14 protein-coding genes are annotated in these 26,887 nt (G+C 75.2%); 2 read left to right on the forward strand and 12 right to left on the reverse strand.

Features of this window, described 5'->3' with window-relative positions; translation table 11 throughout:
• Positions 1-70: 70 nt before the first annotated feature.
• Positions 71-667, reverse strand: coding sequence for an ankyrin repeat domain-containing protein (locus ACFWNV_RS00445; protein WP_383938126.1), 597 nt, complete (start codon positions 665-667; stop codon positions 71-73).
• A 146-nt stretch (positions 668-813) separates the two neighbouring features.
• Between ACFWNV_RS00445 and ACFWNV_RS00450 the strand changes: the two genes are divergently transcribed.
• Together ACFWNV_RS00450 and ACFWNV_RS00455 are read left to right on the forward strand one after the other, a co-directional pair.
• Entirely contained in the window at positions 814-1,215 is a 402-nt protein-coding gene (locus ACFWNV_RS00450; protein WP_383938129.1) for a BlaI/MecI/CopY family transcriptional regulator, read from the forward strand.
• The gene (locus tag ACFWNV_RS00455) at positions 1,212-2,129 is read left to right on the forward strand and encodes a M56 family metallopeptidase (protein WP_383938132.1); all 918 of its coding nucleotides are present in this window, start codon (positions 1,212-1,214) and stop codon (positions 2,127-2,129) included. The genes ACFWNV_RS00450 and ACFWNV_RS00455 overlap by 4 nt, the downstream gene beginning before the upstream one ends.
• Before the next feature lie 12 nt (positions 2,130-2,141).
• On the opposite strand, the gene ACFWNV_RS00460 is transcribed toward ACFWNV_RS00455, so the two are convergent.
• From ACFWNV_RS00460 to ACFWNV_RS00510, 11 genes are all read right to left on the reverse strand, one after another.
• Positions 2,142-3,350: an SURF1 family cytochrome oxidase biogenesis protein gene (locus ACFWNV_RS00460; protein ID WP_383938134.1), complete on the reverse strand. Its 1,209-nt coding sequence runs from the start codon at positions 3,348-3,350 to the stop codon at positions 2,142-2,144.
• Positions 3,347-4,204, reverse strand: a complete 858-nt coding sequence (locus ACFWNV_RS00465; RefSeq protein WP_383938136.1) for a thioesterase II family protein — start codon at positions 4,202-4,204, stop codon at positions 3,347-3,349. Before ACFWNV_RS00465 ends, ACFWNV_RS00460 begins: the two co-directional genes overlap by 4 nt.
• Positions 4,201-5,847: a condensation domain-containing protein gene (locus ACFWNV_RS00470; RefSeq protein WP_383938138.1), complete on the reverse strand. Its 1,647-nt coding sequence runs from the start codon at positions 5,845-5,847 to the stop codon at positions 4,201-4,203. The genes ACFWNV_RS00465 and ACFWNV_RS00470 overlap by 4 nt, the downstream gene beginning before the upstream one ends.
• A 2-nt stretch (positions 5,848-5,849) precedes the next feature.
• Positions 5,850-9,983 carry an amino acid adenylation domain-containing protein gene (locus ACFWNV_RS00475; protein ID WP_383938141.1) on the reverse strand — a complete coding sequence of 1,378 codons (4,134 nt, stop codon included), beginning with the start codon at positions 9,981-9,983 and terminating at the stop codon, positions 5,850-5,852.
• The gene (locus tag ACFWNV_RS00480; protein WP_383938144.1) at positions 9,980-13,450 is read right to left on the reverse strand and encodes an amino acid adenylation domain-containing protein; all 3,471 of its coding nucleotides are present in this window, start codon (positions 13,448-13,450) and stop codon (positions 9,980-9,982) included. The genes ACFWNV_RS00475 and ACFWNV_RS00480 overlap by 4 nt, the downstream gene beginning before the upstream one ends.
• A 331-nt stretch (positions 13,451-13,781) precedes the next feature.
• The gene (locus tag ACFWNV_RS00485; RefSeq protein ID WP_383938147.1) at positions 13,782-14,351 is read right to left on the reverse strand and encodes a LuxR C-terminal-related transcriptional regulator; all 570 of its coding nucleotides are present in this window, start codon (positions 14,349-14,351) and stop codon (positions 13,782-13,784) included.
• 229 nt (positions 14,352-14,580) lie between these two features.
• The gene (locus tag ACFWNV_RS00490) at positions 14,581-16,146 is read right to left on the reverse strand and encodes an MFS transporter (protein WP_383938150.1); all 1,566 of its coding nucleotides are present in this window, start codon (positions 16,144-16,146) and stop codon (positions 14,581-14,583) included.
• A gap of 90 nt (positions 16,147-16,236) precedes the next feature.
• Positions 16,237-19,260: a type I polyketide synthase gene (locus tag ACFWNV_RS00495; RefSeq protein ID WP_383938153.1), complete on the reverse strand. Its 3,024-nt coding sequence runs from the start codon at positions 19,258-19,260 to the stop codon at positions 16,237-16,239.
• Positions 19,257-23,414, reverse strand: a complete 4,158-nt coding sequence (locus ACFWNV_RS00500) for an SDR family NAD(P)-dependent oxidoreductase (protein WP_383938155.1) — start codon at positions 23,412-23,414, stop codon at positions 19,257-19,259. Before ACFWNV_RS00500 ends, ACFWNV_RS00495 begins: the two co-directional genes overlap by 4 nt.
• A gap of 14 nt (positions 23,415-23,428) precedes the next feature.
• Positions 23,429-25,054, reverse strand: coding sequence for a beta-ketoacyl synthase N-terminal-like domain-containing protein (locus tag ACFWNV_RS00505; RefSeq protein WP_383938158.1), 1,626 nt, complete (start codon positions 25,052-25,054; stop codon positions 23,429-23,431).
• Positions 25,051-26,880, reverse strand: coding sequence for a fatty acyl-AMP ligase (locus ACFWNV_RS00510; protein WP_383938161.1), 1,830 nt, complete (start codon positions 26,878-26,880; stop codon positions 25,051-25,053). Before ACFWNV_RS00510 ends, ACFWNV_RS00505 begins: the two co-directional genes overlap by 4 nt.
• Positions 26,881-26,887: the final 7 nt, after the last annotated feature.

Here is a 26,887-nt window from a genome sequence, read left to right on the forward strand (position 1 = left end):
CGGCCCCCCACCACCGGATTCCGGTGGTGGGGGGCCGCTGTCGTACGTTCCCCGTGTCCCATGGCCGTTCCTACCGTACGGACCTGAGCAGACCGGCGATCCGGGTGAATCCGCGGCTTTCCGCGTGCTCGAGGGCGGTCACGCCGTCGCCGTCCGGAAGGTGCGGCGCGGCGCCGGCGGCGATGAGCAGTTCCACGATCTCCTGATGCGCGCGGCCGCCGTCGCCGAGGATGACGGCTTCGAGCAGTGCGGTCCAGCCGAGCCGGTTGACGTGGTCGACGTCGATGGCGGTTTCCCCGAGCAGGGCCCGCACGTAGTCGACGTGGCCGCGTTCGGCGGCGGGGATCAGGGCGATGCCGCCGAACCGGTTGCGCAGGGTGAGGTCGGGGCGGGCCGGGAGCAGGGTGCGCATCATGCGGACGCTGCCGGTGACACCGGTGACCAGCCAGGGGCTGTCGTCGCGGTCGTCCTGGGCGTTCGGGTCGGCGCCGGCGGCGACGAGGACCTCGGCCGCCGCCACGTGGTCGCCGAGGGCGGCGAGCAGCAGCGGGGTGCGGCGGTGTTCGTCACGGGCCTCGATGTCGGCGCCGGCGGCGAGGGCCGCGCTCACGGCATCGGCGTCGCCCGCGCCGCAGGCGGCCAGCAGGGTTCGGTCGGCAGGGGACAAGGGGTCCTCCTCGGGTGGGTCGGGGCACGTCGCGTCGTCGGGCCCACTCTGCTACGTGTGGGGTCCGCTCCGGGCGGCTGTCTACCATGTGGCTGCGGTGCAGACGACCAACTGCTCCGCAGGGGTGGACGAGAGGGGAGACGCTCATGAGACGGCTGGGCGAGTTGGAGGCCGAGATCATGGACCGGCTGTGGCAGTGGGAGCACGCGGCCACGGTCCGGGAGCTCGTCGATGACATCAACAGGACCAGGCCGCTGGCGTACACCACCGTCCTGACCGTGGCCGACGTGCTGTACCGCAAGGGGTGGCTCAGGCGCGGGAAGAGCGGCCGGGCCTGGACGTACGAGCCCGTGCGCAGCCGCGAGGACTACACCGCGGGCCTGATGCGGGAGGCCCTGGGCTGTACGACGGACCGCCCCGCCGCGCTGATGCGCTTCGTCGAGCACATGTCCCCGGAGGACGTGGGCTCGCTGGACGCCGCGCTGCGGTCGCTCGTGCGGCCGGGCCGGGACGACGGGGCCGCTCCGGGGGACGGCGTCCGCGAGTGAACCATCACGTCCTTCCGCCGCTGATCACGGCGGTGTGCACCGGCCTGCTGTGTCCCGGCCCGCTGGCCCGGGCACGGTGGGCCGGGCAGGCGCCCCGGCTGGCCGTCGCCGCCTGGGGCCTGCTCGCGGCGACCTTCACCGCCGCGGTCGCCCTCGGCGCGCTGCTGCTGTTCCTGCCGTACGAGAACGTGCACCGGCTCGGCCATCACGCGACGGCCTGCCTGGCGTGGAGCGGGCAGGACTGCGCGGCGGCCGCCGCCACGATGGACCGGTGGGCGCTGGGGGCGGCGATCGGCGTACTCGCCCTGCCCACGGCCGCCTTCTGCCGCGAACTCCTGCACGCCCGGCGGCGGCGCGGCCGGCACGCGCACGGGCTCCGGCTGATCGGCAGGACCGACCCCGGGCTGCGGGCCACCGTGATCCCGCACGGCGCGCCGGCCGTGTACTGCCTGCCCGGCAGGGATGCGCAGATCGTGGTCACCACCGGCGCGATGGACATCCTCAGCACGGCCCAACTGGCCGCGGCCCTGCGGCACGAGCGGGCCCACATCGCCGGCCGCCACCACGTGGTGATCGGCGCCGTCACCGGATTCGGCCGCGTCTTCCGCGGCCTGTCCCTGGCCCGGCAGGCCACCGCGCAGGTGCCGCTGCTGCTCGAAATGGCGGCGGACGACCGGGCGCTGCGCCACTGCGCGCGCGAGGTGCTGGCCACCGCGCTCTACTCGATGGCGTCCGCGCGGGTGACGGACCAGTCCGCCTTCGCGGCCGGGGGACCCTCCGTGGCCCTGCGCATCACCCGCATCCTGGACCGGCGGGGTGTGGCCCGCCCGGTGCTGACGGGGCTGCTCTGGATGGGCTCCCGTGCCTGCGTCCTCGTGCCGGTCGCCACCGCCTGCTGCCTGATCCTCGGCTGAGCTCGCGGGGCCTCAGCCGGCCGCCGCGTCCTGGCAGCCGACCAGTTCCACCGCGGTGGCGCGCCCCGTCGTGCGCAGCCGGACGATCCGGTCCACCGTGTCCGCCGGCTCGGCGAAGCCGATGTCCTTGCGGCCGACCTCCCGGCCCGCCTCAGACAGGGAACGCAGGGTGCACACGACGGTCGCGTCCGCTCCCTTGCGCACCGACACCCGCGCCTCCACCGAGTCCGCCGACAGCACGTCGAAGGCGACCAGTTCGCCGCTGTAGTCCTGGCCGGTGACGTACACGGTGCCGCTCCACCCGAGGAAGGCGACGGCCGCGGCGCCGAGCACGGCGCCCGCGATCCTCAGCGTCCGGTCCTTGCGGGCGTCCTCGGCGCGGGAGCCCTGGGAGGGGGAACTCCGGGAGGGGGAACTCCGGGGGCGGGCCTTCGTGGCGCGGTCGGGTACCGCCCGGGCGGGCACGGCGGCGGTACCCGTCGCCGCAGCGGCCTCCTCCCGTTCGCGGCGGCGGAGCCTGGCCCACATGAAGACGACGAAGCCGGCGAAGACGAACCACTCCCCGGTGTAGCCGAGGTTCTGGAAGGCCTTGAAGTCCAGCCCGGCGCCCGCCGGAACCACCGGCGGCACCGCGCGCAGCGGGGCCGGCGGGTCGGGCACGGTGAGCCAGGCGTCGTACAGCTCGTAGGGGAGTACGTTGACCAGCGCGGCCGCGCTGATGATCCCGGTCTGCCCCGCGGGCAGACCGCCCGCCCGTACGCCCCTGGTGCGCTGGTGCTCGGAGGCCTGGAGCGCGCCCGTCACGGTGACCCGGCCCGCGGGCGGGGCCGGCACCGGGACGGTGCCCGCCCCGCCGGGGAGCCAGCCGCGCACCACCGGTACGGCCCGGCCCCCGTCGGTACGCAGCACGGTCAGGACGTAGGAGCCGTCCCTTCCGTCCAGCCGCCGCCCGGGCACCAGGAACTGGGCGGCGGGATCGTAGCTGCCGCTCGCGGCGGCGAGCCGGCCCACCGTCTGCGCGCTGACGGGCAGCATGGCCGCCAGCGGCCCGGCAGTCTGCCGGGCCGGGGCGTCCTGGTAGCGGCGGTACTCCTGGTCCGCCTCGACGCGGGCCGAGAAGCGGTCGAGCTGCCAGCTCCCCATGAAGAGGCAGAACGGCACGGCGAGGGCGGCGAACAGGTGGATGCCCCACCGGCGGGGCGTGTGCGGCGATCGGTTCACGGCCGGGCGATTCCTCCGGTGGCGGTCCGGAGGGCGGGGACCGGGAGGGCAGAGACCGGGAGGGCAGAGACCGGGAGAGCGGGGGCCGGGAGGGCCGAGATGCGGTCGGTGATCAGCCCGGCGATCTCCCCCATGATCTCGTTCAGATAGAAGTGGCCGCCGGGGAACACGTCCACCGTGTGTCCGGCGTGGGTGTGGTGGCGCCAGTCGGCGGCCTCGTCCGGGGTGACCCGGGGATCGTGCGAGCCGGTCAGCACGGCGATCGGACAGCCCAGTTCCGCGCCCGGCCGGTGCCGGTAGGTTTCGATGGCCCGGTAGTCGACCCGGACGGCCGGCAGCACCATCCGCAGGATGTCGGGATCGGCGAGCAGGTCCCCGCCGGTGCCGCCCAGCAGCCGGAGTTCCTCCGCCAGCCCCGCGTCGTCCTTGAGGTGGGCCCGCTCCTCCCGGTACCGGGAGGGCGCCCGGCGGCCGGACGCGAACAGCAGGGCGGGCCGTACGCCCGCCTCGTGCTCCAGCCGGCGGGCCACCTCGTACGCCACCGTGGCGCCCATGCTGTGGCCGAACAGCGCGAGCTCCCGGTCGTCGAGCAGCGGCAGCAGGGCCGCCACCACCCCGTCGGCCAGGACGCGCACGTCGTCCACCCCGGGCTCGCGGAGCCGGTCCTGGCGGCCGGGGTACTGCACCGCCAGCACCTCCACGTCCGGGGCGAGCGCCTGGGCCAGCGGGAAGTAGAAGCCGGCGGCCCCGCCCGCGTGCGGGAAGCACAGCAGGCGGACCCCGGCGTCTCCGGACGGGCGGAAGCTGCGGATCCAGCGGGCGCGCGCCGGACCGGGTGCGGCGACGGCGTTCACCGGCCGGCCCCGTCCACTACGGCCGGCCGGGACCAGGCGTCGGCCCGCGGCTGCTGATCCTGCGGCCCGGCCAGTGCGAGCAGCAGTTCCTCGTAGGAGCGGAGCATGGTGTCCATCAGACCCTCCGGGAAGAGCGCGTCGACCGAGTCCCAGGCCAGCACCACGCCCGCGTCGGTCCGGTACACCTGGTGGTCCAGCCAGACCTGCGGGGTCTGGGAGATCATCCAGCTCCACTCGCCCAGTTCCTCGCGGACCTCGGGCGGGACGAAGGCGGAACCGAGGTTGCAGGCGAACACCACCGGGGCGCCGGCGCGGGCGCCGCCGTTCGCCCGGCGCAGGTCCTGGAGCACGCTCAGCGTCGAGTACTGGGCGTGCGAGGCGTTCTCCTGGAGCTGACGCTGCAGGTCCAGGGCCCGCTCCGCGAAGGGGGCGGGCCGGCGCAGGTCCACGCTGAGCAGCACCAGGCTGGTGAAGTCGGCCACCAGGGAGCCCACTTCGGCGTCGAGCGGCTGCCGGTCGAACAGCGGCACGTTGAGCAGGAAGTGATCGTCCTCGCTCCACGCCCCGAGCACCTCCGCGTAGGCGGTCGCGAGGACCATCGCGGGCGTCAGGCCGAACTCCCCCGCCCGGGCGGTGATCCGCTCCCACTCCCGTGGCGCCAGGGTGAAGCTCCGCCGGGTGAACACCGGCTCGGCGACGTCCTCGGGCGCCGCCGCCGGCGGGAGCGCCGGTCCGGTGACCGGCATCCCGGAAACCCGCTCGCGCCAGAACTCCCGGGCAACCGCGAGCGGGCTCCCCGGGGCGCCGGCGGAACCGGACCACGCCCGGTGGTCCTCCAGGTACTGGGGGAATCCGTACGCGGGCGGCGGAGCGAGCCGGGCCGGATCGCGGTAGGCCGCGGCGAGGTCGGCGAGGACGAGCTCGATGCTGGCCACGTCCGCGACCAGCAGGTCGATGCCGAAGTGGATACGGGTGCGGCCGTCCGGGAGCAGCGACAGCTGGACGTCGAACACCTCGCCCGCGGCCACGTCGAACACCCGGTGGGAGAGGTGCGAGCGCAGCTCCCCGAGGTGCCGTGCGGCCTTGTCCGGGCCGGCCGCGGCGAGGTCGTGGACGGTCAGCCCGGCCCACGGACTGCGGGCGAGGATCTGCTGGCGCCCGTCCTCCAGGAAGCGGGCCCGCAGCATGCCGTGCCGGGCGAGGACGTGGCGCACGGCCGCGTCGAGGCGCTCCGGTGCGACCCCGCTGCCGTCGAACTCCAGGTAGGCGTGGCAGCCGACCCCGCCGAGGGTCATCTCCGCACGGCGGCCGATCCAGTACGCCCGCTGCACCGGGGTGAGGGCGAAGGGGGCCCCGGCGTCGACGGGGCGGCCCCCGGCGCTCTGCGGGAGCGGGCGGACCGCCCCCGCCGTCAGCAGCGCGTGCCACGCCGCCACGGTCGGATCCTGGGCCAGCTGCCGGAAGGTCACGGAGGCGCCCTCCCGGCGCCAGCCGCCGGCCAGCCGCATCATGCGGAGGGAGTCCATCCCGTGCCCGATCAGGTTCGCGGAGTCCGGGATCGACTCGGGCTCCACGCCGAGGACTTCGGCCGCGGCGCACCGCACACCGTCCATCGACAGGTCGTTCGCATTGGGCTTCTGCACGGTCAGTTCCTGTCCTGCGTGACGGATACGGCTTCGGCGCGGGCGGCGCGGGCGGCGCGGGCGGCGCGGGCGGCGAGGGCGGCGAGGGCCGCACCGAGCCAGGCGGCGGCCCGGCCGGCGACGGCGGGCAGCGCCTCGGGGCCGACGATCGAGTAGTGGTCGTACGGCCAGACCTCGGCCTCGATGCCGGGGGAGAGGTCCTGCCAGGCGGCCACCGGATCGGGGCGCTCGACCTCGCCGGCCAGCAGCAGCAGGGCCGGTACGTCGAGCTTCTGCGGCCGGTGGGCGTCCAGGACCGCCAGATGGTGCGCGTGCACCCGCATGAGCAGCTCGTACTGGGCCGTGCCGGCCTCGGCGGGCAGCCAGCCGTGCGCCGCGGCCACCTCCGCGCCGGTCTCCACGAGCCGTCCGGCCGGTGCGGCCAGGACCGCGGCGCGGGCCTCGGCGGGCAGCCGCCCCCCGGCCAGGTCGCCGAGGAACTCCACGTGCCGGTCCGCCTCGGTGGCGGGCGAACGGTCCTCCAGGAGATCGCTGTCGATCATGAACAGCGCCACCTCGTGGCCCTGCCCGGCCAGGTGGCCCGCCACGGCATGGGCGAGCACGCCGCCCATCGACCAGCCGCCCAGGGCGTACGGGCCCGCGGGCCGCACCCGCTGGAGCTCCTCCCGGTAGGCCGTGGCCATGGTCTCCAGATCCGGTTCGCACGCCAGGATCGTGCCCTCGGCGAGGGCGCGGCTCTGGAAGGCGTGGACGGGTCCCGCCCAGGCCCGTGCGAAACCGGTGTAGCTGGTGACCGAGCCGCCGACCGGATGGAAGAGGAACAGCGGCGTGCCGTCCCCGGCGCCGGACCCGGCGGACCCGGCCGACAGCAGGACCCGGCTGGAAGCCGTCAGGTCGTGCTCCCCGATCCGTGCGGCGAGGGCGCGCACGGTCGGCGCTTCGAAGACCTGGCCGAACGGCAGCTCGACTCCGAGGTCGGTACGGATCCGGGTGACCAGCCGCAGGGCCAGCAGCGAATTGCCGCCCAGCGCGAAGAAGTTGTCGTCCGGGCCGACCGAGGGGAGGCCGAGCAGCTCCGTCCAGAGTGCGCTCAGCGTCTCCCGGAGTCCGCCGGCCGCCGACCCGTCCACCGCGTTCTCCGCGTCCGGTGCCCCGTCCGTCCGCGGCCCGGCAGGCCGGTTCCGTGCCGCGATCCCGGCCAGGGCGCCCGCCACGTCCACCTTGCCGTTGGGCGTCAGCGGGAGCCGGTCCAGTACGTGGACCTGCCCGGGGACCAGGTAGTGCGGGAGCCGCGTCCGCAGGTGCGCGAGGACCGTGCGGTCGTCGAGCACGGCGGACTCGTACGGGACCACGAGGGCCACCAGTCGCCGCTGGGCGCCGGGCGCCTCCACGCCGTCGACCACGCACTCGCGCACCGCGGGGTGTTCGCGGACGGCCGCCTCGACCTCGCCGGGCTCGACCCGGAAGCCCTGGATCTTGAGCTGGCGGTCCTCGCGCCCGAGGAACTCGATGGTGCCGTCCGGCCGGTGGCAGCCGAGGTCACCGGTCCAGTACAGCCGCTCGCCACCGGAGGGATGGTGGAAGAACCGCTCCGCGGTCCGTTCCCCGTCCGCCCAGTAGCCCGTGCTGAGGCCCGCTCCGCCGATGTGGATCCGGCCCACCGCCCACGGCGGGCGCAGCCCCAGCCGGTGGTCGAGCACCCGCATGGTCTGGTTCCGCATCGGGACCCCGTACGGGATGCTCGGCCAGGCCGGGTCGACCTCGCCGATCTCGTGGATGTTCGACCAGATGGACGCCTCGGTGGCGCCGCCCATCGCGATCAGCCGGACGCCGGGCCACCGCGAGCGCAGCAGGTCCGGCAGGGTGGTGGGGATCCAGTCGCCGCTCATCAGGAAGGCCCGGACGGGCGGTTCGGCGCAGCCCCCCGAGGCTCCGTCGGCCTCGGCCAGCATCTGGGCCAGCGCCGGTACGGAGTTCCAGACCGTCACGCCGAAGGCGGCCGCGGTCTCGGACCAGCCCACCGGGTCGGGCCGGGCGGCCGCCGCCGGGAGCACCAGGGCCGCCCCGGCGGCGAGGGCGCCGAACACGTCCCACACCGACAGGTCGAAGCTGAGCGAGGAGATGCCGAAGACCCGGTCCGCCGGGGTGAGTTCCACCCGCTCGTTCACATCGGCGATGGTGTTGACGGCCGCCCGGTGCTCGATCATGACGCCCTTGGGGCGGCCCGTGGAACCCGAGGTGTAGATGATGTAGGCGAGGTCCTCGGGCGTGCCGCCATGGGCGGCGTCCGGTGCGGCTGCGGCCTCGGCCGTATGGACGGTCTCGGCCTCGTCCACGGCCAGTTGCGGCCGGGAGCCCAGCGCCTCGGCGGCGGGAGCGGTGTGCGACTGGACGAGCACGGCCGGAGCGGAGCAGGTGTCCAGCAGGTGGCCGATCCGCTCGGCCGGGAGGGCGGCGTCCACGGGGCAGTAGGCCGCGCCGGACCGCAGTACGCCCAGGACGCCGACGATCTGCTCCCAGCCCTTGGCCATCACGACCGGTACGACGTCCCCGCGGCCGACGCCCCGGGAACGCAGCCAGCCCGCCACCGCCCGCGAACGGGCCTCCAGTTCTCCGTACGTGAGGGTCCGGCGGGCGCTCAGCACCGCGACCGCCCCGGGATGCAGGGCCGCACGGCGCAGGAAGCCCTCCTCCAACCGCTCCTCGGGCGGCGCCGAAACGGCGGCGTTCAGCCGCTCCACGAGGGCCCGGTGGGCGGCCGGCACCGGATCGGGCACCGCCCTGCCCGCCTCCGGGCCGGAGAGCAGGTCCAGCATCCGCGCGTACGCGTCGAACATCAGGTCCGGCAGCCCCGCCGGGAAGGCCGCGTCGACCACGTCCCAGACGCAGTCGACCCCGCCCGCCGCCCCGCTGTGCAGCTGGTTGTCGACCAGCACCTGCGGGGTGCGCAGATCGCTGAAGACCTCACGGCAGGCGAGCCGCCCCGCCCCCGCCGGTCCTGCGGAACCCGCTCCCCGCGAGGCGGCGGCCGGGTCCGGGGCGGGGGTCGCGCCGGGTTTGAGCATGCTGGTGAAGACGTACGGCAGTGCGGCGCGCGAGGTCCAGCCGCGCCGGGCCGCCAGTCCGCGGGTGATGGCCACGCCCGCCACGTCGGCGTTCTGGAGGTCCCGCATCACCTGCTTCTGCAGGCTCCTCGCGCGCTCCCAGAAGTCGCCGGACGCGTCCAGGCCCACTTCCAGCGGCAGCGTCGCCCCGAACTGGCCCACGACCCCGGCCATGTGCGGGCGGGAGGTGGCCCAGTTCTGGTGCAGCATGTTCAGGCTGAACCTGGGGGAGTCCGCCCAGGCACCGATCACCTCGGCGAACACGTGGAGCAGCGCGGTCGTCGGCAGCACCCGGTGGCCGCGGAAGGCGGCGCACAGCCGCTGCCACTGCTCCTGGTCGAGGTGGTGGGTGCGGCGCCGGAAGCGGACGGACCCGATGGCGGCGGGCTGCACGGCCAGCGGCAGCCGGGGGGCGTCCGGCAGGGTGTCGAGCCGTTCCTCCCAGTACCGCCACTGCTCCCGGTACGCGGGGGAGTTCTCGTGCGCGAGCAGCTCCATCCGGCTGTCGCGGTAGGTGGTCGCGGGTACGGGGAGGGCGGCATCGGGATCGTCGTAGTAGGTCCGCCACTCGTCCATCACCCGGCGGATGCCGCGTCCGTCCAGGAGCAGCAGGCTCATCGAGACGTGGGCGCGGAACCGGCGTCCACGGACGCGCTGGAGGACGATCTCGAACAGCGGCCAGGTCCCGGGGTCGACGCCCTCCTCGCACATCCGCTCGCGGGTGGCCGCGAGGGCGGCGCACTGCCCGTCCTCGTCGAGGCCGGTCAGGTCCGTCACCAGCAGGGGCAGCGGAGGGGTCCGCTCCTCGGGCAGCACCCGCTGGGTGCCGGCCCCGTCGACCACGACCCGTAGCTGGCCGTGCCGGCGTACCAGCGTCTCCAGGGCCTGCCGGGCCCGGTCGGGGTCGAGGTCCACCAGGTCGATCTCGACGTAGTAGCCCGGCCGGAAGCCGCCGAGCTCCACCATGTCGGACATCCCGACGAGGTAGCCCTCCTGGAGGGGGGTCAGCGGGAAGGGTTCGTGGTCGGTCATGCGGCGATCCCGGTTTCGCGGGACAGCACCAGGGCCAGTTCCCGGATGGTCGGTGCCTGGAAGAGCATGTCGATGGCCTCGTCGCCGGCCTTGTCGATGCCGAGCTCGGCACGGAGCCGGCCGGCCATGCGGACGGCGTGGAGGGAGTCGCCGCCGAGGTCGAAGAAGTTGTCCTCGGTGCCGAAGCCGCTGTGGCCCAGGGCGTCGCACCAGATCTCGTGCAGGCGCCGCTCCAGTTCGGACAGCGGTACGGTCCGCTCCTGCGGTTCCGGCTCGGACCAGGGGGAGGGGAGGGCGGAGCGGTCGACCTTGCCGTTGGCGCTCAGCGGGACCTCGTCGAGGACCAGGAAGTGGTGCGGAACCATGTAGTCCGGCAGCAGCCCGCTCAGCGCCCCGCCGAGGGAGGAGACGTCCAGTACGGCGTCGGCGACGCCCTCGTGGGCGGGGGTCCCGGCCAGCAGGACGTGCTGGACCAGCGCGTCCACGACGGGCTCGCCCTCGGGCACCGGGGCGAAGCGGGTGAACCCGGCCGCGGTCAGCTGCTCGCGCCACTGGGGTACGGACAGCAGGGTGGCCTCGCGCTGGTCCTGGTAGTTCCCGAAGCCCTCCAGGAAGGCGAAACTGATCATGTTGAGGGGGGAGTTGACGGTTCCCTCGATCATGACGAGCAGTCCGCCGGGGGCGAGCAGCTCGCGGGTGCGGCGCAGGGTGCGGGCCAGGTGCTTGGCGTCGTGCAGCACATTGGCCGCGACGATGACGTCCACCCGGCCGGCCGGCAGGCCCTGTGCGGCCGGGTCGGCGTCGATGTCGAACAGGCCGTACTCGACGAAGGGGTGGACCCCCTCGTAGCGCTTCCTGGCCCGCTCGGTGAAGGCGGTGGACAGGTCGGTGAACCGGTAGCCGACCCGGTCCGCGGGCAGCGCCGCCAGCACCGCGTCCGCAGTCGAGCCGGTGCCCGCGCCGATCTCGAGGATCCGGACCGTGCGGTCGGCCGGGAGGTTCTCGGCGAAGGAGCGGACGGCCTGGGCGGCGATCCTGTTCTGCAGCCGGGCCGCCGGGTTGGCCGCGTACAGGGCCTCGGTCACCCGCCAGTCCCCGTCGGGGAGCAGCAGGTTCAGCGGGCGGGTCCCGCCGTGCAGCAGCGGCAGCTGGCGCTCGATGCAGGAGGTGAAGTAGTCGAGGAGGATCCGGTCCGGCCCCTCGGCGGTGAGCCCGCCGAGGACCGCGCCGATCTCCCGGCCGAGCGAGTCCGCGTCGAGCGCGGCGTCGGCGCGGTACTCGTCGGGCCTGCCGGTGGCCTTCAGGACTCCGAGGCCGGTGAGGACCGCCGCCCACTGGCTGATCAGTCCCCGGTACAGGGGCAGCACCTTCCCGCCCGCCACGATCTCGTCGACGGTGGCGGTGGCGCCGGCGGCGGTGAAGAAGCCGAGGCGGGCGAAGGTGTGGGCCATGACCGTGGGGGCGAGGCCTTCGAGCCCGTGCCAGGTCGTACGGAACGAGGCGATGTCCGGGGCGAGTTCGGCCGCGGACCGGTGCAGTTCCGTGTGGGCGGCTTCGAGCGCGGCCGGCCAGGCGCCGGTGCCCGCACCGGTGCCGGTGGAGGGCTCCGCCGGTGTGGTGGCGCCGTCCTCGGGGACCACGTAGGCGACGAGCTGTCCGCGGCCGCTGTCCGGGTTGGTGGCGACGGTGAGGAGCGCCTCGCGCACCCCGCTCTGGCGGCGCAGCACGGCCGAGATCTCGTCGAGTTCGATGCGGAACCCGTTGATCTTGACCTGGTTGTCCTCGCGGCCGAGGAACTCGATGTCCCCGCCCGACAGGTAGCGCCCCAGGTCGCCGGTCCGGTACAGGGTCTCTCCGGTGGCCGGGTGGACCACGAACCGCTCGGCGGTCCGCACCGGGTCGGCCCAGTAGCCCTTGGCCACACCGGTGCCGCCGATGTAGATCTCGCCGGCGGTCCAGACGGGGCACGGGTCCAGGCGGTGGTCCAGCACGTGCAGGGTCTGGTTCGCGAGCGGCTTGCCGTACGGGATCCGGTTCCACCCGGCCGGAACCTCGCCGACCGGGTAGTGGACCGACCAGATGGAGGCCTCCGTCGCGCCGCCGAGGCTGATGACGCGGGCGTCCGGGTACGGGACGCGCAGCTCGTCGGGCAGGGACACCGGGATCCAGTCGCCGCTGAGCATCACCAGGCGCAGCGGGGCCTGCGCGGGGACGGGCGCGGGGGAGTCCAGCCACAGGCGCAGCAGGGCCGGCACCGAGTTCCAGACGGTGACCCGGTGCCGTTCCACCAGCCGCGACCAGTGCTCGGGGTCGTGGGCGCGGGCGGGGGCCGGCAGGACCACCGCGGCGCCGGCGGCGAGCGCGCCGAACACGTCGTAGACGGAGAGGTCGAAGCTGAGGGAGGAGAGGGCGAGCACCCGGTCGGCGGGGCCGACGCCGAAGCGCTCGTTGATGTCCTGGACGGTGTTGGCCGCGCCGCGGTGATCGACGACCACGCCCTTGGGGCGGCCCGTCGAACCGGAGGTGAAGATCACGTAGGCGAGGTCGTCCGGGGCGGGCGCCGTCTCCAGGGGGCCGGCGTCCGCCGCCAGCACCTCGGCGTCGTCGAGGGTGACGAGGCTGATGCCGGCCGGCCACGCGAAGGTGTCGCGCAGCTGCGGGGTGGTGACGACGATCCGCACGCCGCCCTGGTCCACCAGCTGGGCGCGGCGGGCGGCGGGCCAGGAGGGGTCGATCGGCAGGTACGCGGCCCGGGACAGGGTGACGCCGAGGACGGACGGGACCTGGGCGAGGCACTTGTCGACGACCACGCCCACCAGCTGCCCGGGCGTCGCACCGAGGGCGATCAGCCGGCGGGCGAGGCGCCGGGCGGCGGTGAGGGTCTCGGCGTACGTCAGCTCCCCGTCGTCGGCGATGACGGCGATCGCGTCGGGGGATTGCGCGGTCCGCGCCTCGACGAGCCCGCAGAGCGTGGCGGCCGGCAGGTCGGCGGCCGTGTCGTTGACGGCGGCGCGCTCGGCGCTCTGCCACTGGGGGAGCGGGGTGAGCCGGCCCGGGGAGTCCCAGGAGCCGGGCTCCCGTGCCAGCAGGGCGAGGAGGTCGGTGCAGACGGCGACGAGGTCCTCGGGGAAGCCGGCGGGGAACTGCGCCGCCCGCACCTCCCAGGTGACGGTGAGGACGCCGTCGCGCTCGGCGAACGTGCAGGTGAGGCCGGAGGGCTGGGCGGGCTGGGCGGGCTCGGCGGGCTCGGAGGCGGCGGGGGCCTCGGGGGCCTCGGGGAGCGGCCGGGGCAGTTCGGCGAGCTGCTGCTCCACCCGCTGCGCACGCGCCGCGAAGGTGTCCCCGTCTCCGGGGCGTACGTCGAAGGTGAGCGGGTGGACCGCGGGGCCGAGCCCCGCAGCGGCGAGATCAAGGGAGAAATCCGGCTGCTTGGACCACAGGCGAAGGACATCGGCGGCAGCCGTCACCAGGACCGCGACCGGGCTCAGACATCGCTCATTTGCTGTTTGCGCCAGGACATTCCATTCATCTTTGAAGTCCAGAGTGCTACAGAATGGAACATCGATTCCAGCATTGTTGAATGCGGAAAGGGAGGGCATCTCCGGTGCCGGAGATGCTGCCGGAAGATGCAGCTTTACGGCATCGCCGAAGTTTTTGGCAAGGCTGTTTTCAGCCATTGGGTGATTCCCCCGTGCGTGAGATGGAATGGGTGCCGGGCAGGGCGGCCGGACGGGCGGGGTGCGGGGCGGTGCGGGCCGATGCGGGCCGGCGCGGGCCGGTGCGGGCCGGTGCGGAACGTCAGGAGACGTCTCTGCCCACGTCGCTCAGCTCCAGCAGCCCGCTGCGCAGTGCGACGGCGACGGCCGAGGTCCGGTTCTGGCAGTTCAACTTGCCCATCACGTTGGCGAGATGGCGCTTGGCGCCATGCTCGCTGATCCCCATGGCCCGGGCGATCTGGCGGTTGCTCATCCCCTGCGCGACGCCCCAGAGGGTCTCCGTCTCGCGCTCGGTGAGCTTCGGCCGGCGGCTCTCGCTCTCGGGTGCGGCGGAAGCCAGCCGTACGACCTGGCGCAATGCCTCGGGCGATACGGCGACGGTGCCCCGCCGGTGCGGGGTGAGCACCTCGTCGAGGCCGGTGCTCAGGAGGTCCTCCAGGCGCAACACCACGTCGGCGAGCACCCATTGGGCGGTGTCGAGCTGGTCCTGCATCAGGGAGCGCAGGACCAGCACGACGTGCGTGGCCGGATCGGCGAGCAGCGGGCCGAGCCGGGAGAGGTCCTCCACGCCCACGGCCGAGGAGAGCACGACGGTCAGGGGCCGGGCCACCCGGTCGAGCGGAATGTCCGCCGCGGAGGCGGCCGATGTCACGAATTCAGGCCGGGTGCCGGGTTCCACGAACCGTCTCAGCAATGCTCTGGAGGCCGGATCCGGATCTACGACGAGGATGGTGCAACACTCTCCGTCGTTTTTCTGCTGTCCATCTTGCATTTTATCTCCCCCGGTAGCCATTTCGGCCAAACAACGGGATCTACTATCAATCATAGAAGTTGGGGGAGTCAAGCGATTGAGCGCGGGCGGATTGTTTGCGTACGCGATTTCAGTGGGCGAACACAGGCCCGGCCGAGGGGTCGGGCCGGCCCTTGGGGAGCAGCGTCAGGCCGGCCACGGCCGCCACGGCGGCGATGACCGCGCAGGTGGCGAAGGCGGTGCCGAAACCGTCGACCGACGGGGTGCTGCCCTCCAGGCTCGCGCCGGCCGCCGCCGCGACCACGGCGATGCCCAGGGACGCACCCAGCTCGTGGCAGGTGTTGACCAGGCCGGAGCCCAGCCCCGCGTCCTGGTGCTCGACGCCGTGCATGGCGCTGGTGATGGCGCAGACGAAGCCGATGCCCAGCCCGAACGAGAGCAGGATGAACCCGGGCATGACCTGGGTCCACGCGTTGCCGTCCCGCTCCAGGCCGGTCAGCAGCAGCGCCCCGGCCACGGCGACCACCATGCCGCCGGCGGCGGTCGCCCGCCATCCCAGTCGCGCCACGGCCTGTGAGGCGAGGTGTGCGCCGACGAGGGTGGCCAGGGCGGCCGGCAGGAACGTCAGGCCGGTGCGCAGGGCGCTGAAGCCGAGGACGTGCTGGAGGTAGAGCGAGCAGAGGAAGAAGGCCGAGATCAGCACGCCGGACGCGGCGAGCATCAGCAGGCAGCCCCCGACGAGGGAGCGCCGGGCCAGGAACGGGAGCCGTACCAGGGGTGCGGCGGCGGAGCGCTCCGCGACGACGAACAGTGCGGCCCCGACGAGCGCGCCCAGCAGCGGGAGCCATGCGCCGATGGCGCCGAATCCGCTTTCCCGGGCCTGGGCGAGGCCGTAGATGAGCAGGGCGGGGGTGGCGGTCATCGTCAGCGCCCCGGGCAGGTCGAAGCCGGTGGGGGCCGCGCCGTGGCCGTGGGATGCGCCCGCGTGCCCGTGGTCGGCGCCGTGGGCCGCCGCGTGGCCGGGTTCGTGCCCGGCCGCCGAGGCCTCCTTGACGAGGGCGGGGACCGCCACCAGGACGGCGAGCCCGATCGGCACGTTGACGAAGAAGATGGACTCCCAGCCCGGTCCGGACACCAGCACCCCGCCGAGCAGGACGCCGAAGGCCGCGCCGGTGGCGCCGATCGCGGCCCAGACCCCGAGGGCCCGGTTGCGCTCGGGGCCCTGGAACACCGTCATGATCAGGGCCATGGCCGCGGGTGACATCACGGCCGCGCCGATGCCCTGCACGGCCCGCGCGGTGATCAGCAGGCCGCCGCTCTCGGCCAGTCCGGAGGCCAGTGAGGCCGCGGTGAAGAGGGTGAGGCCCACCAGGAACATCCGGCGCCGGCCGAGCAGGTCGCCGAGCCGGCCGCCGAGCAGCAGCAGGCTGCCGAAGAACAGCGTGTACGCGGTGACGACCCAGGTCAGCGCACCTGCGTCCAGTCCCAGTTCGCCGCCGATGGTGGGCAGAGCGACGTTCACCACGGTGACGTCGACGATGAGCATGAACTGTGCCGTGCACAGCAGCGCGAGGATCAGCCACCGGCGCGGGTCCGGCGGTGTCCCGGCCTCCGCGTGCCCGTGGTGCGCGGTCGCGGCGTGGTGGGGATGCCCTGCCCCGGCCGGATCGGCGTGGGTATGACTCTCCAGGTTCACCGCATACTCCTTAACTTGAACAGCACTGTCAGGGTTACCGTAGCGCACGGAGACCGTATTTTGTACAGTGCTGTTCGAGTTGAGAGTGGGTCAGGAGGCCCTGGCCGCAAGCCGTGACACGGTGGGGCGCTCGAAGACGTCCTGCGGTGTGAGGTCCATGCCGAAGGCCTGGGCCCGCCCGCAGACCTTCGCGGCCAGTACCGAGTCGCCGCCCAGGTCGAAGAAGTCCTCGTCCGGTCCGACCGACGGCACGCCCAGTACCTCCGCCCAGATCCCGGCCAGCACCTCGGCGGCTCCGCGGCCCGCCCGTGCGGCGGCCGGCGCCGGCCGCGCGGGCGCAGCGGGCGCAGGGGGCGCAGCGGGCGAGGCGAGAGCGGTGGGCGCGGCGGGAGCGCCGAGCGTCGCGGGTGCCGCGGCCGTCGCGGGTTCCACCGGCTCCGCGGGATCGGTCCAGTGCCGCACCCGCCGGAAGGGATAGCCCGGCAGCGGCACCCGGCGTTCCCGCCCGTGCCGGGTCCCGGACCAGTCCACCTCCACCCCGGTCTCCCAGAGGGCCCCCAGTGCCCGCGACAGCGCCTCGCCGTCGTCGGTCCGCTCCTCGGGGTGCCGCATGGCGCTCACCGCGAGGTGCGCGTCCGACCAGTCCGGGCCCCGCCGGGCCGCCGAGGCGAGCGTCCGGCCGGGGCCCGTCTCGACCAGCGCCCGGCCCGGACCGTCCGGGCCGGTCCCGGCCAGCAGGGTCCGTACGCCGTCCGACCAGCGCACCGTGGAGCGCATCTGGCGGGCCCACCGCTCCGGGTCGGTGGCCTCGGCGTCCGTCATCCAGCCGCCGGTCACGTTCGACAGCAGTGGAACGGCGGGCGCGGACAGCGGTACCCCGGCGGCCAGTTCGGCGAAGCGCTCCGCCGCCTCGTCCATGGCCGCCGTGTGGAACGCGTGCGGCGTGCGCAGCTCCGTGACCGTGAGGCCGTCCGTCGTCAGCAGCGCCGAGAGCGCGGCGGCCGCCGCGGGCGGCCCGGCGACCACGCAGGCCCCGGGCTCGTTCACCGCGGCCAGCTCCAGTCCGCTCCCGTCGAGCCGGGCGAGCAGCTGCCCGGGGGCGGCGCGGACCGAGAGCATCGTGCCCGCGGGGGCCGCGTGCATGAGCCGGCCCCGGGCCGCCACCAGCCGTACCGCGTCGGTCAGTTCCATCACCCCGGCGAGGCAGGCCGCGGCGAACTCGCCGACGCTGTGCCCGGCGAGGGCCGCCGGGTGCACCCCGTGGCTCTCCAGGGTCCGGGCCAGCGCGTACTCGACGGCGAACAGCGCGGGCTGGGCCACGTCCGTGCGCAGCAGGTCCGCCGCGTCACCGCGGAACACCGCGTCCCGCGGGTCCCGGCCGGTTTCGGCGGCGAACAGCTCGGCGCAGCAGTCCAGTTCGCGGCGGAAGACCCCGCCGCTCCGGTACAGCCCCGCGCCCATCCGCGGGTACGGGGACCCCTGCCCGGGGAACAGCAGCACCGGCAGGGGCGGGGCGGCGGCCACCCGGACCGCGGGCCGGCCGGCGCGCAGCAGTGCGGCGGCCCGCTCCGGGGAGCGGGTGGCGACCGCGGTCCGGAAGCCGAAGGCCCGGCGCCCGGCCAGGGTGTGGGCCACGTCCATGAGGTCGGTGTCCGGGCCGATGGCCCCGGCGAGCTCCCGTCCCGCGTCCCGCAGCGCCTCGGGCGTACGGGCGCTGAGCAGCAGCACCGGGGCCGCGGCGAGGTCCCGGTCCGGGTCCAGGTCCGGGCTTCGGCGGGCAGGCACGGGCGGTGCCTCGGCCAGCACCACGTGGGCGTTGGTGCCCCCGACGCCCAGCGAGCTGACCCCGGCCACCAGCGGGCCCGGCCCGGTCCACGGCCGGGTCCCGGCGACCACCTCGAACGGCCCGTCTCGCAGACCGAGTTCCGGATTGGGTGCGGTGAAGTGCGCGGTCCCCGGGAGGGTCCGGTGCTCCAGCGCCAGGACCGTCTTGATCAGTCCGACGACACCGGATGCGGCCTCCAGGTGGCCGATGTTGCCCTTGGCCGATCCGATCAGGCAGGGCGCCGTACGGTCGCCCGCCGGGTCGAGGGCCTGGCGCAGCGCGGCCGTCTCGACCGGGTCCCCCAGGACGGTGCCGGTGCCGTGCGCCTCGACGTAGCCGACCTCGTGCGGTTCCAGCCCGGCCACCGCCAGCGCCTCGGCGATCACCGCGGCCTGCATCTCGACGCTGGGCGCGGTGAAGCCCATCTTGAGGGAACCGTCGTTGTTGACGGCCGTTCCGCGCACGACCGCGCGGATCCTGTCCCCGTCGGCGAGCGCGTCGGAGAGGCGCTTCAGGGCGACGACCCCGCCGCCGCTGCCGAAGACGGTGCCGTTCGCGGCCGCGTCGAAGGGCCGGCAGAAGCCGTCCGCGGACATCATCGATCCGGGCTCGTGCAGATAGCCCGCACGGTGCGGGACCTTCACCGTCATCCCGCCCGCGAGCGCGAGGTCCGTCTCCCCGGACAGCAGGCTCTGGCAGGCCAGGTGCACCGCCACCAGCGAACCGGAGCACGCGGTCTGCACGGTGAGGGCCGGGCCCCGCAGGTCCAGCGCGTGCGCGACCCGGGTGGCGAAGAAGTTGGGGTCGGTCAGCGTCAGGGCGTGGATCAGGGCGGGGGACGTGCCGGAGCCGAGCAGGACCCGGGGATCGTGGTGCGAGAGCAGGTTGTAGCCGAAGTAGCCGCTGAAGGAGGGGGACGCGAACACCCCGACCGCGTCGTCCCGCGCGGCCGGGTCGTGCCCCGCGTCCTCCAGGGCGTGCCAGCAGCACTCCAGGAACAGCCGCTGCTGGGGGTCCATGGCCGCGGCCACGGCGGGCGGTAGTCCGAAGAACTCAGCGTCGAATTCCGCGAACCCTTCGAGGGCCGCCGCCCGCCGTACGTAGCCGGGCCCGGACAGCGCCGATGCCGGGATCCCGGCGGCCAGCAGCTCCGTGTCGCCGAGCTCCTCCAGGCAGTCCCGCCCGGCGGCCAGGTGGTCCCAGAACTCCTCCGTGGTGCGCGCCCCGGGGAACCGGCCCGCGAGCCCCACGACCGCCACCGCCTCGGCATCCTGCCGTGCGTCGCTCATGAACCGCTCCTCCGTGCATCCCGTATGTCCCGTACCTCGCGCACGTCCCGTGCGTCGCGGCGTCTGGCCCGGCCGGCTCCGGCCAGGGCGGTCCGGGCGGCCGCCCGGCGCGTGGCCCCGCGCACGGCGTCGGGCGCCGCGGCCGGGAGCGCGCCCGCGGGCTCCACGGCGTCGCTGCCTGCGGCGCCCGCGGCGAGGGCGTCCGTCACCAGCTCCGCCAGATCGGCGGCGCTGGCCCCCTGGAGCAGCCGCGCCACCGGCACGTCCACCGCGAAGTCCTCGGACAGCGCGTTCTTGATCCGTACGGCGGCCAGAGAGTCCAGCCCCAAGTGCACCAGCGGACGGTCCGCGATCCGGCCGGGATCCGTGAACCCGAGCACCCGGCCGACGCATCGGAGCGTCCGGGCCCGTACGGCCGACCGCCGCGCCCCGTCCGGCAGTGCGGCCAGGGCCGCCCGGTCGAAACCGGAGTCCGCCCCGGACCCCGGCCCGTCCGCCGCCTGCGCCAGGGCGGCGAGGAAGGAGGAGGAACGCGTCTGCGGATAGGCCTCGACGAAGGCGGAGCCGGTCAGCCGGGCCACCCCCGCCTGCGCCGCGTCACCGGCCAGCAGCGCCTCCAGCGCCGCGAAGCCCTCGCGCTGGGCGAGCTTGCCCAGTCCGGGAATGTTGCGGCCGCGCACGGCGCCGATCCCTTCCCACGGGCCCCAGTTGACCGCGAGCGCGGTCATGCCCCGGGCCCGCCGCAGCGCCACCACGGAGTCGAGGAAGGCGTTGGCCGCCGCGTACTCGGCCTGGCCGGCCGAGCCGACCAGGGAGGCCAGTGAGGAGAAGCCGATCCACCAGTCGAGCTCTACCCGGGCGGTGGCCTCGTGCAGACGCCAGGCCCCCGTGGCCTTCGGTGCCCACACCCGGTGCAGCCGGCCTCCGTCGGGTTCGGTGACCAGCGCGTCCTCCAGTACGGCCGCGGTGTGCACCACCCCGCGCAGCCGTACGCCGGCCGCCGCCAGTACCTCCGCCATGCGTTCCGCGGTCCCCGGCGCGGCCACGTCCCCCGTGACCAGCTCGACGCGGGTGCCCAGGGCCCGGATCCGCTCCAGTTCCCCGGCGGCCTCCGGTCCGAACCCGCCGCGGCCGCCCAGGACCACGGCTCCCGCGCCGCCTTCGGCGAGCCAGCGGGCGGTGGCGAGGCCCAGGCCGCGCGTGCCGCCGGTGACGAGGTAGCCGCCCCCCGGCCGCACGATCACGCGGTCCCGGCCGCCGCCGTCGGCGGTCTCCCCGGTCTGCCCGGGGTGCCCGGCCCGCCCGGCCGGCGAAGGTCCGGCGACCAGCCGCGCCACATGGCGCCGCCCGCCCCGCCAGGCGACCTCGTCCGGGCCGTCCCGGTCGAGGATCTCGGCCACGGGCAGGGCCCCGGTACCGTCCAAGTCGACGATGCGCGCCCGCAGTTCGGGCCGCTCCTGGCGCAACGTACGGACGAGCGCGCGCAGCGCCGCCTGGCCCGGATCGGGCTCCTCGCCCTCCCGCACCGGCTGGGCGCACCGGGTCAGTACGGTCAGCGGGGGCGGCGGCGTGCCGGTCCCCTCGCAGTGGCGCAGCAGTCCGGAGACGAGCCGCAGGGCCGCGTGCACCCGCTCCTCGGCGGAGCCCGGCACGTCGGAGGAGGCCTCCGGTCCGCCCCAGGCGGTCAGCACCACACCATCGGCCGCGCCGTCCACCGGCCCGGCGGCGTCCCAGGGCCCGTCGGGGCCGACGCTCGCGCACACGACTCCGGCGGCCGACAGCGCGGCGGCCACCGTGCCGTCCGGGTCGCCGCTCACGAGCAGCCGCCGCGGCTCCTCGCCGGGCCCGGACTCCGGTGCGGGCCCGGACTCCGGTGCGGGCGCGGTCTCCCAGCGCACGTGGCGCAGCAGCGGAGCCACGTCCACGGGCAGCGCCTCCTCGCCGACCGGGCTGAGCCGGACCCCGGTCAGCCGGGCGACCGGGGCGCCTTCGGGGCCGGTGATCTCCACGTCGGCGGACAGGGTGCCCGCGGCGCCGGGACGCAGCCGGGCCCGGCAGACGAGCGCGTCCCCGGGCGTCCCGGTGACCCGGAACCGCTCCACTCCGGTCGGCAGGTACGTGCCCCGCGCGCCCTCCGGCATCAGCGCGCCCAGCCCGTGCAGACAGGCGTCCAGGAGCGCCGGGTGGAACCGCCACCGGCCGTCCGCGGCCAGCACGGCCGGCCGGGCCACCCGGCTGACGGCGACACCCCCGCTCACCCGGACCCCGGTGACCCCGGCGAAGGCGGGCCCGTGCTCCTGGCCGAGCACGCGCAGGGCCGCGTAGAGCGGCTGCGGATCGTGCCGTACGCCTTCGCCGGTGTCCTCGGCCGCATCCCAGGGCTCCCCGTCCTCCTCCCCTACGAGACCACCCGCGCGGGCGGCCACGAGGGCGACCCGGGCGCGGGCCAGCACCGCCCCGGCGCTGCCGGCGCCGGTCCCGGCGACCACGGTGACGGTGCCGCCGTGCCCTTCGGGGTCCTCCTCCAGGGTGGTGGTGAGGGTCGCGGGACGGTCCAGGGGCAGGACCCGGGCCAGGTCGAGCCCGGTGACCTCCACCCGCTCCGGCCCGGCACCGAAGGCCTCGCAGGCCCCGGCCAGGGCGAGTTCCGCGTACGCGGTGCCCGGCAGCACCGGCGTGCCCTGGACCCGGTGGTCGTCGAGCCACGGCAGCCGGTCGGAGCCGACCCGGCTCTGCCACACATGGCGCACGGGGGTGCCCGGCAGGGTGATGCGGTGGCCGAGCAGCGGATGCGCAGGGGAGTCCACGGGGGCGCGGCGGGGCCGCGGGAAGGACCGGTGCTGCCAGGCGTAGGCGGGCAGTTCGACCGGCCGGCCCGCCGGGACGGACTGAGGGGGAAGGGTCACCCCGGCGCAGTGCAGGGTCGCGAGGGCGGCCGCGAGCGAGGCCCCGGCCGGGGCGCCGCGGCCGAGGGTGCCCAGGACGGTGCTCCGCCCGCGGTGCGTGCCGTCGGTCTTCAGCACGGTCTCCAGGACCGACTGGGCGACCACGGGGTGCGGCGACACCTCCATGAACACGCGCAGCCCGTCCTCGGCGGCGGCCCGTACGGCCTCGGTCAGCCGCACGGGCCGCCGCAGGTTCGCCGCCCAGTACGCGGCGTCGAGGGCGGGCCGCTCCCTCGGGTCCTCCGAGGTGCAGCCGTAGTGGGCGAGCCGCGGCGTGCCCGGCTCGATGTCGCCCAGCGCGGCGGTGAGTTCGCCGAGCAGGGGGTCGACCAGCGGACTGTGCGCGCCGATCCGCACGCCCGGCACCAGGCGGGCCAGCAGCCCCTCCGCACGGCACTCGGCGACGAAGGCCTCGACGGCGTCCGGGAGCCCGGCCACCACGCAGGCGCGCGGCGAGGAGTGCACGGCGACGGAGATGCCCGGGCGGCCGGTGAGGCGGCGCCGTGCCTCGGCGGCGTCCAGCTCCACCAGGGCCGTGGCTCCGGTTCCGGCGAGCCGGCGCTCCATCAGCAGGGAGCGGCGGCACACGATCCGCGCCCCGTCCTGGGGGGTCAGGGCGCCGGAGACCACGGCGGCGGCGATCTCGCCCATCGAGTGGCCGATCACGGCGGCCGGCACGATGCCCCGATCGCGGAACACCGCGGCCAGGCCCACCTGGAGGGCGTACACGGCGGGCTGCACCTGGTCCATCCCGGAGCCCGCCAGACCGTCCTGCGTGATCAGCGTGCGCAGGTCGTGGCCGCTCTCCTCCCGCACGACCCCTTCGAGGGCCTCGATGGCGGCGGCGAATACCGGTTCCCGGGCCAGGAGTCCGGCGCCCATGCCGTCCCACTGGGACCCGTGGCCCGAGAAGACGAACACCGGGGAGGCGGGCCGGGTGTCCGACAGGCTGCCGCGCGCGGCGAGCGGGCCGGGCTCCCCGCCGTCGGCGACGGTCTCCAGCAGTGCGGCGAGCGCGGCGCGGTCGGGGGCGCGGACCACGAGGCGTTCGGCGAGGTGGGCGCGGCGTACCGCGAGGGTGTGGGCCACGTCGGCGAGGGGGACGCGGGCGCCGTCGGCGGTCAGCCAGCGGGCCAGCCGGCCGGCGTTCTCGCGCAGGGCCCCCGGGGAGCGGGCGGAGAGCGCGAAGAGCATCTCGGTGTTTTCCATGGGGGAGTTCACTCTCACTCGGTGATCGACACCGTCTGGGGAACCGGGGCTTCGAGGAGCACCGCATGAGCATTGGTGCCGCCGAACCCGAAGGAGCTGACGCCCGCGGTACGGGGCCGCCCGCCGCGCGCCCACGGGGTGGGACGGTCGACGACGGACAGGCCCCACTCGGCCAGCGGGATCCGGGGGTTGGGGGCGTCGTGGTGCAGGGTGGCCGGGATCATCCCGTGGTGCAGGGCCAGTACGCACTTGGCGAGCCCGGCGAGCCCGGCGGCGCCCTCCAGGTGCCCGAGGTTGGACTTGACCGAGCCGATCCGCAGCGCGGAGCCCGAGGCCCGGGCGCCGCCGAGCGCGGCGCCGAGCGCGGCCGCCTCGATCGGATCGCCCAGCGGGGTGCCGGTGCCGTGGGCCTCCACGTACCCGGCCTCGGCGGGATCGAGTCCGGAGCCGGCCCACACCTCGCGGATCAGGGCCTCCTGGGCGGCCGGGTTGGGGGCCATCAGCCCGTTCGAGCGGCCGTCCTGGTTGGTGCCGGTGGCACGGACCACGGCGAGCACCCGGTCCCCGTCGCGCAGGGCGTCGGCGAGCCTGCGCACCACGACGACCAGGCAGCCCTCGCCGCGCACGTACCCGTCGGCCGCGGCGGAGAAGGGGCGGCAGCGGCCGCCCGGCGAAAGGACGCCTCCCGCACCGAAGTTGAGCGTGATGCCGGGGGAGAGCAGCAGGTTCACGCCGCCGACCAGCGCGGTGTCGCACTCGCCCGCGAGCAGCCCGCGCCGGGCCAGGTGCAGGGCCACGAGCGAAGAGGAGCAGGCGGTGTCGACCGTCATGCTGGGGCCCCGCAGGTCCAGCGCGTACGAGAGCCGGTTGGCGATGATGCTCATGGCGGACCCGGTGCCGGTGCGCGCGGTGATCGACGGCAGGTCCTCCAGGGCCGTCCGCCCGTGGTCGTTGCTGCACGCACCCACGTAGACGCCGGTACGGGAGCCCGCCAGCCCGTCGGCCGGCAGCCCCGCGTGCTCCAGGGCCTCCCACGCGACCTCCAGCAGGATCCGCTGCTGCGGATCCATCTCGGCGGCCTCGGCCGGGGAGATGGAGAAGAACTCCGCGTCGAAGCCGTCCACGTCGTCGAGGAAGGAGCCGTGCCGGACGGCCCGGCCGACGGCGGCCGCGTGTGCGGGCGACACCTGGCGGTACGGCTCCCAGCGGCCCTCCGGGACGGTGGTGACGGCGTCGCCGCCGTGGCTCAGCAGCTCCCAGAAGCCGGCCGCGGAGGCGACGCCCCCGGGGAGGCGGCAGCCGAGGCCGACCACGGCGAGGTCCGTGTCGCCGTACCGGGCGTCGCCCGCCTCGGCGGCGGGTCCGGCGGCGGGACCGGCAGCCGGCTGCCCGGGCTGCTCCGGCCGCCCGGGCGCGCCGGTGAGGAAGGCGGTCAGCCGGTGGATGGTGGGGTGCTGCCACAGCACGGTCGGCGGCAGGTCACGGTCGAGCAGTTCCTCCAGTTCGCCCGCGAGCGCCACCGCGTCGATGGAGGCGAACCCGTACGTGTCGAAGGGCAGGTCGGGGTCGATGCGGTGCTCGGGCAGACCGCTGCGCCGGGCCACGCGCGCGACGAGCAGCCGGTGCAGTTCCTCGCTCACAGGACCGGCGCTCCGTCCCGCACGGCGGCGACGGCGGATGCGGCCGCAGCCGCGACCGTTCCGCTGCCCGTGCCCGTGCCCGTGCCCGTGCCCGTGGCGACGGAGAGTTCCCCCGCCAGGTACAGCTCGCGGCACGCGGCACGGCGGATCTTGCCGCTCGTGGTCTTGGGCAGCGCGCCGCGCCGGATCAGCACCACCTCGTGCACGTCCAGGGAGTGCCGGGCCACCACGGAGGCGCGCACCGCCGAGCGGATCGCCTCCAGCTCGGCCGGGTCGCGGCTGCGGTCCAGCTCGGCGACTACCACGGCCCGTTCCCCCGTCTCGTCGAGCAACCCGGCCGAGAAGGCGGCGACATGGCCGCGCCGGATCGCCGTCTGCGCCTCCTGGACGGTCAGTTCGACGTCGGCCGGGTGGTGGTTGCGGCCGCCCGCGACGATCAGGTCCTTCAGGCGGCCGGTCAGGAACAGTTCGCCGTCCCTGAGGAAGCCCAGGTCGCCGGTGCGCAGCCAGGCCTCGTCCGGGGCCGAAGCCGGCGCCGCCCGGAAGACCTCGGCGGAACGCTCCGGCCGCCCCCAGTACCCGGCGCACACGTTGGCCCCGCGCACCCACACCTCGCCCGCGCGGCCCCCGGACACCGTCTCCCCGGTCCGCGGGTCGACGATGCGCACGTCCTGGCCGGCGGGCGTGCCGCAGGACACCACGCGGTAGCCGTCCCCGCCGTCCCCGTCGGCGTCCGGCAGGACGCGCACCCGGTCCGCCGTCAGCTCGGTACGGTCCAGCCGCAGCACGCGGGGTGCCGCGGGGCCGCCGAGGGTGACGGCGAGAGTGGCTTCGGCCAGGCCGTAGCTGGGGCAGTGGGCCTGCGCCCGGAACCCGTGCGGTCCGAACTCCGCGGTGAACCGGTCCAGGGTCGAGGCCCGCACCGGCTCGGAGCCGTTGACGAGGGTGCGGAGCGAGGAGAGGTCGAGGCCCGTCCGGGCGTTCTCCGGGACCCGGTCGACGCACAGGTCGAGGCCGAAGTTCGGGGACACCGTGTGCGTGGCCCGGTGGTCGCTGACCGCGCGCAGCCAGCGGGCGGGCCGCTGGATGAAGGAGAACGGCGACATCAGTACGGCGGGCGTGCCGTTGATCAGCGGCACGGCGAGCATCAGCAGGAGGCCCATGTCGTGGAAGAAGGGCAGCCAGCCGGCGATGCGCGCGTCCGCGCCGATCTCCAGCCCGGCCCGCAACTGCTCGGCCCCGACGGCCAGATTGCGGTGCGTGACCTCCACACCGGTCGGCTGCCGGGTCGACCCCGAGGTGTACTGGAGGTACGCGACGCCGTCCGGGCGCTGGGCCTCGGGCAGGACCAGGTTGCGGCCCAGTGCCGGATCCAGGGTGTCCACGTACAGCACGGAAGGCTGCCCGGGGCCCGGCGCGTCCGACAGCAGCTCGCGTACGGGCTGTTCGTGCGCGCTGGTGGTCAGGACGACGCCCGCCGCGCAGTCGGCCATGGCGAGGTGCAGCCGCTCGTCCGTACGGAACGCCTCGGGGGCGTACAGGGGTACGGCGATCACCCCGCTGTAGAGGCAGCCGAGCAGGGCGGCGGCGTAGTCCGCCGTGTGCGGGCAGAGGATGGCGGCCCGGTCGCCCGGCACGGCGATGCGGCTCAGGGCGCCCGCGACGGAGCGCGCCCGCGCTTCGAGCATGCCGTAGGTCAGCTCGTGGGCCACGCCGGCCCGGTCGGCCGAGTAGTCGACGAAGGTGAGCGCGGTGGCGTCCGGGCGGCGCCGGGCGGCTTCGTGGACGGCCGCGGCCAGGCCGCGCGGCTCGGACGGGGTGTTCACAGACAGC

This window comes from Streptomyces sp. NPDC058401, assembly GCF_042722885.1.
Taxonomy (GTDB): Bacteria; Actinomycetota; Actinomycetes; order Streptomycetales; family Streptomycetaceae; genus Streptomyces.

What these genes read in the sequence shown, in the direction of transcription:
- ACFWNV_RS00500 (WP_383938155.1), bottom strand. Translation starts at nt 23,414, where the DNA reads ATGGAAAACACCGAGATGCTCTTCGCGCTCTCCGCCCGCTCCCCGGGG.
- ACFWNV_RS00475 (WP_383938141.1), bottom strand. Translation starts at nt 9,983, where the DNA reads ATGACCGACCACGAACCCTTCCCGCTGACCCCCCTCCAGGAGGGCTAC.
- ACFWNV_RS00495 (WP_383938153.1), bottom strand. Translation starts at nt 19,260, where the DNA reads ATGAGCGACGCACGGCAGGATGCCGAGGCGGTGGCGGTCGTGGGGCTC.
- ACFWNV_RS00450 (WP_383938129.1), top strand. Translation starts at nt 814, where the DNA reads ATGAGACGGCTGGGCGAGTTGGAGGCCGAGATCATGGACCGGCTGTGG.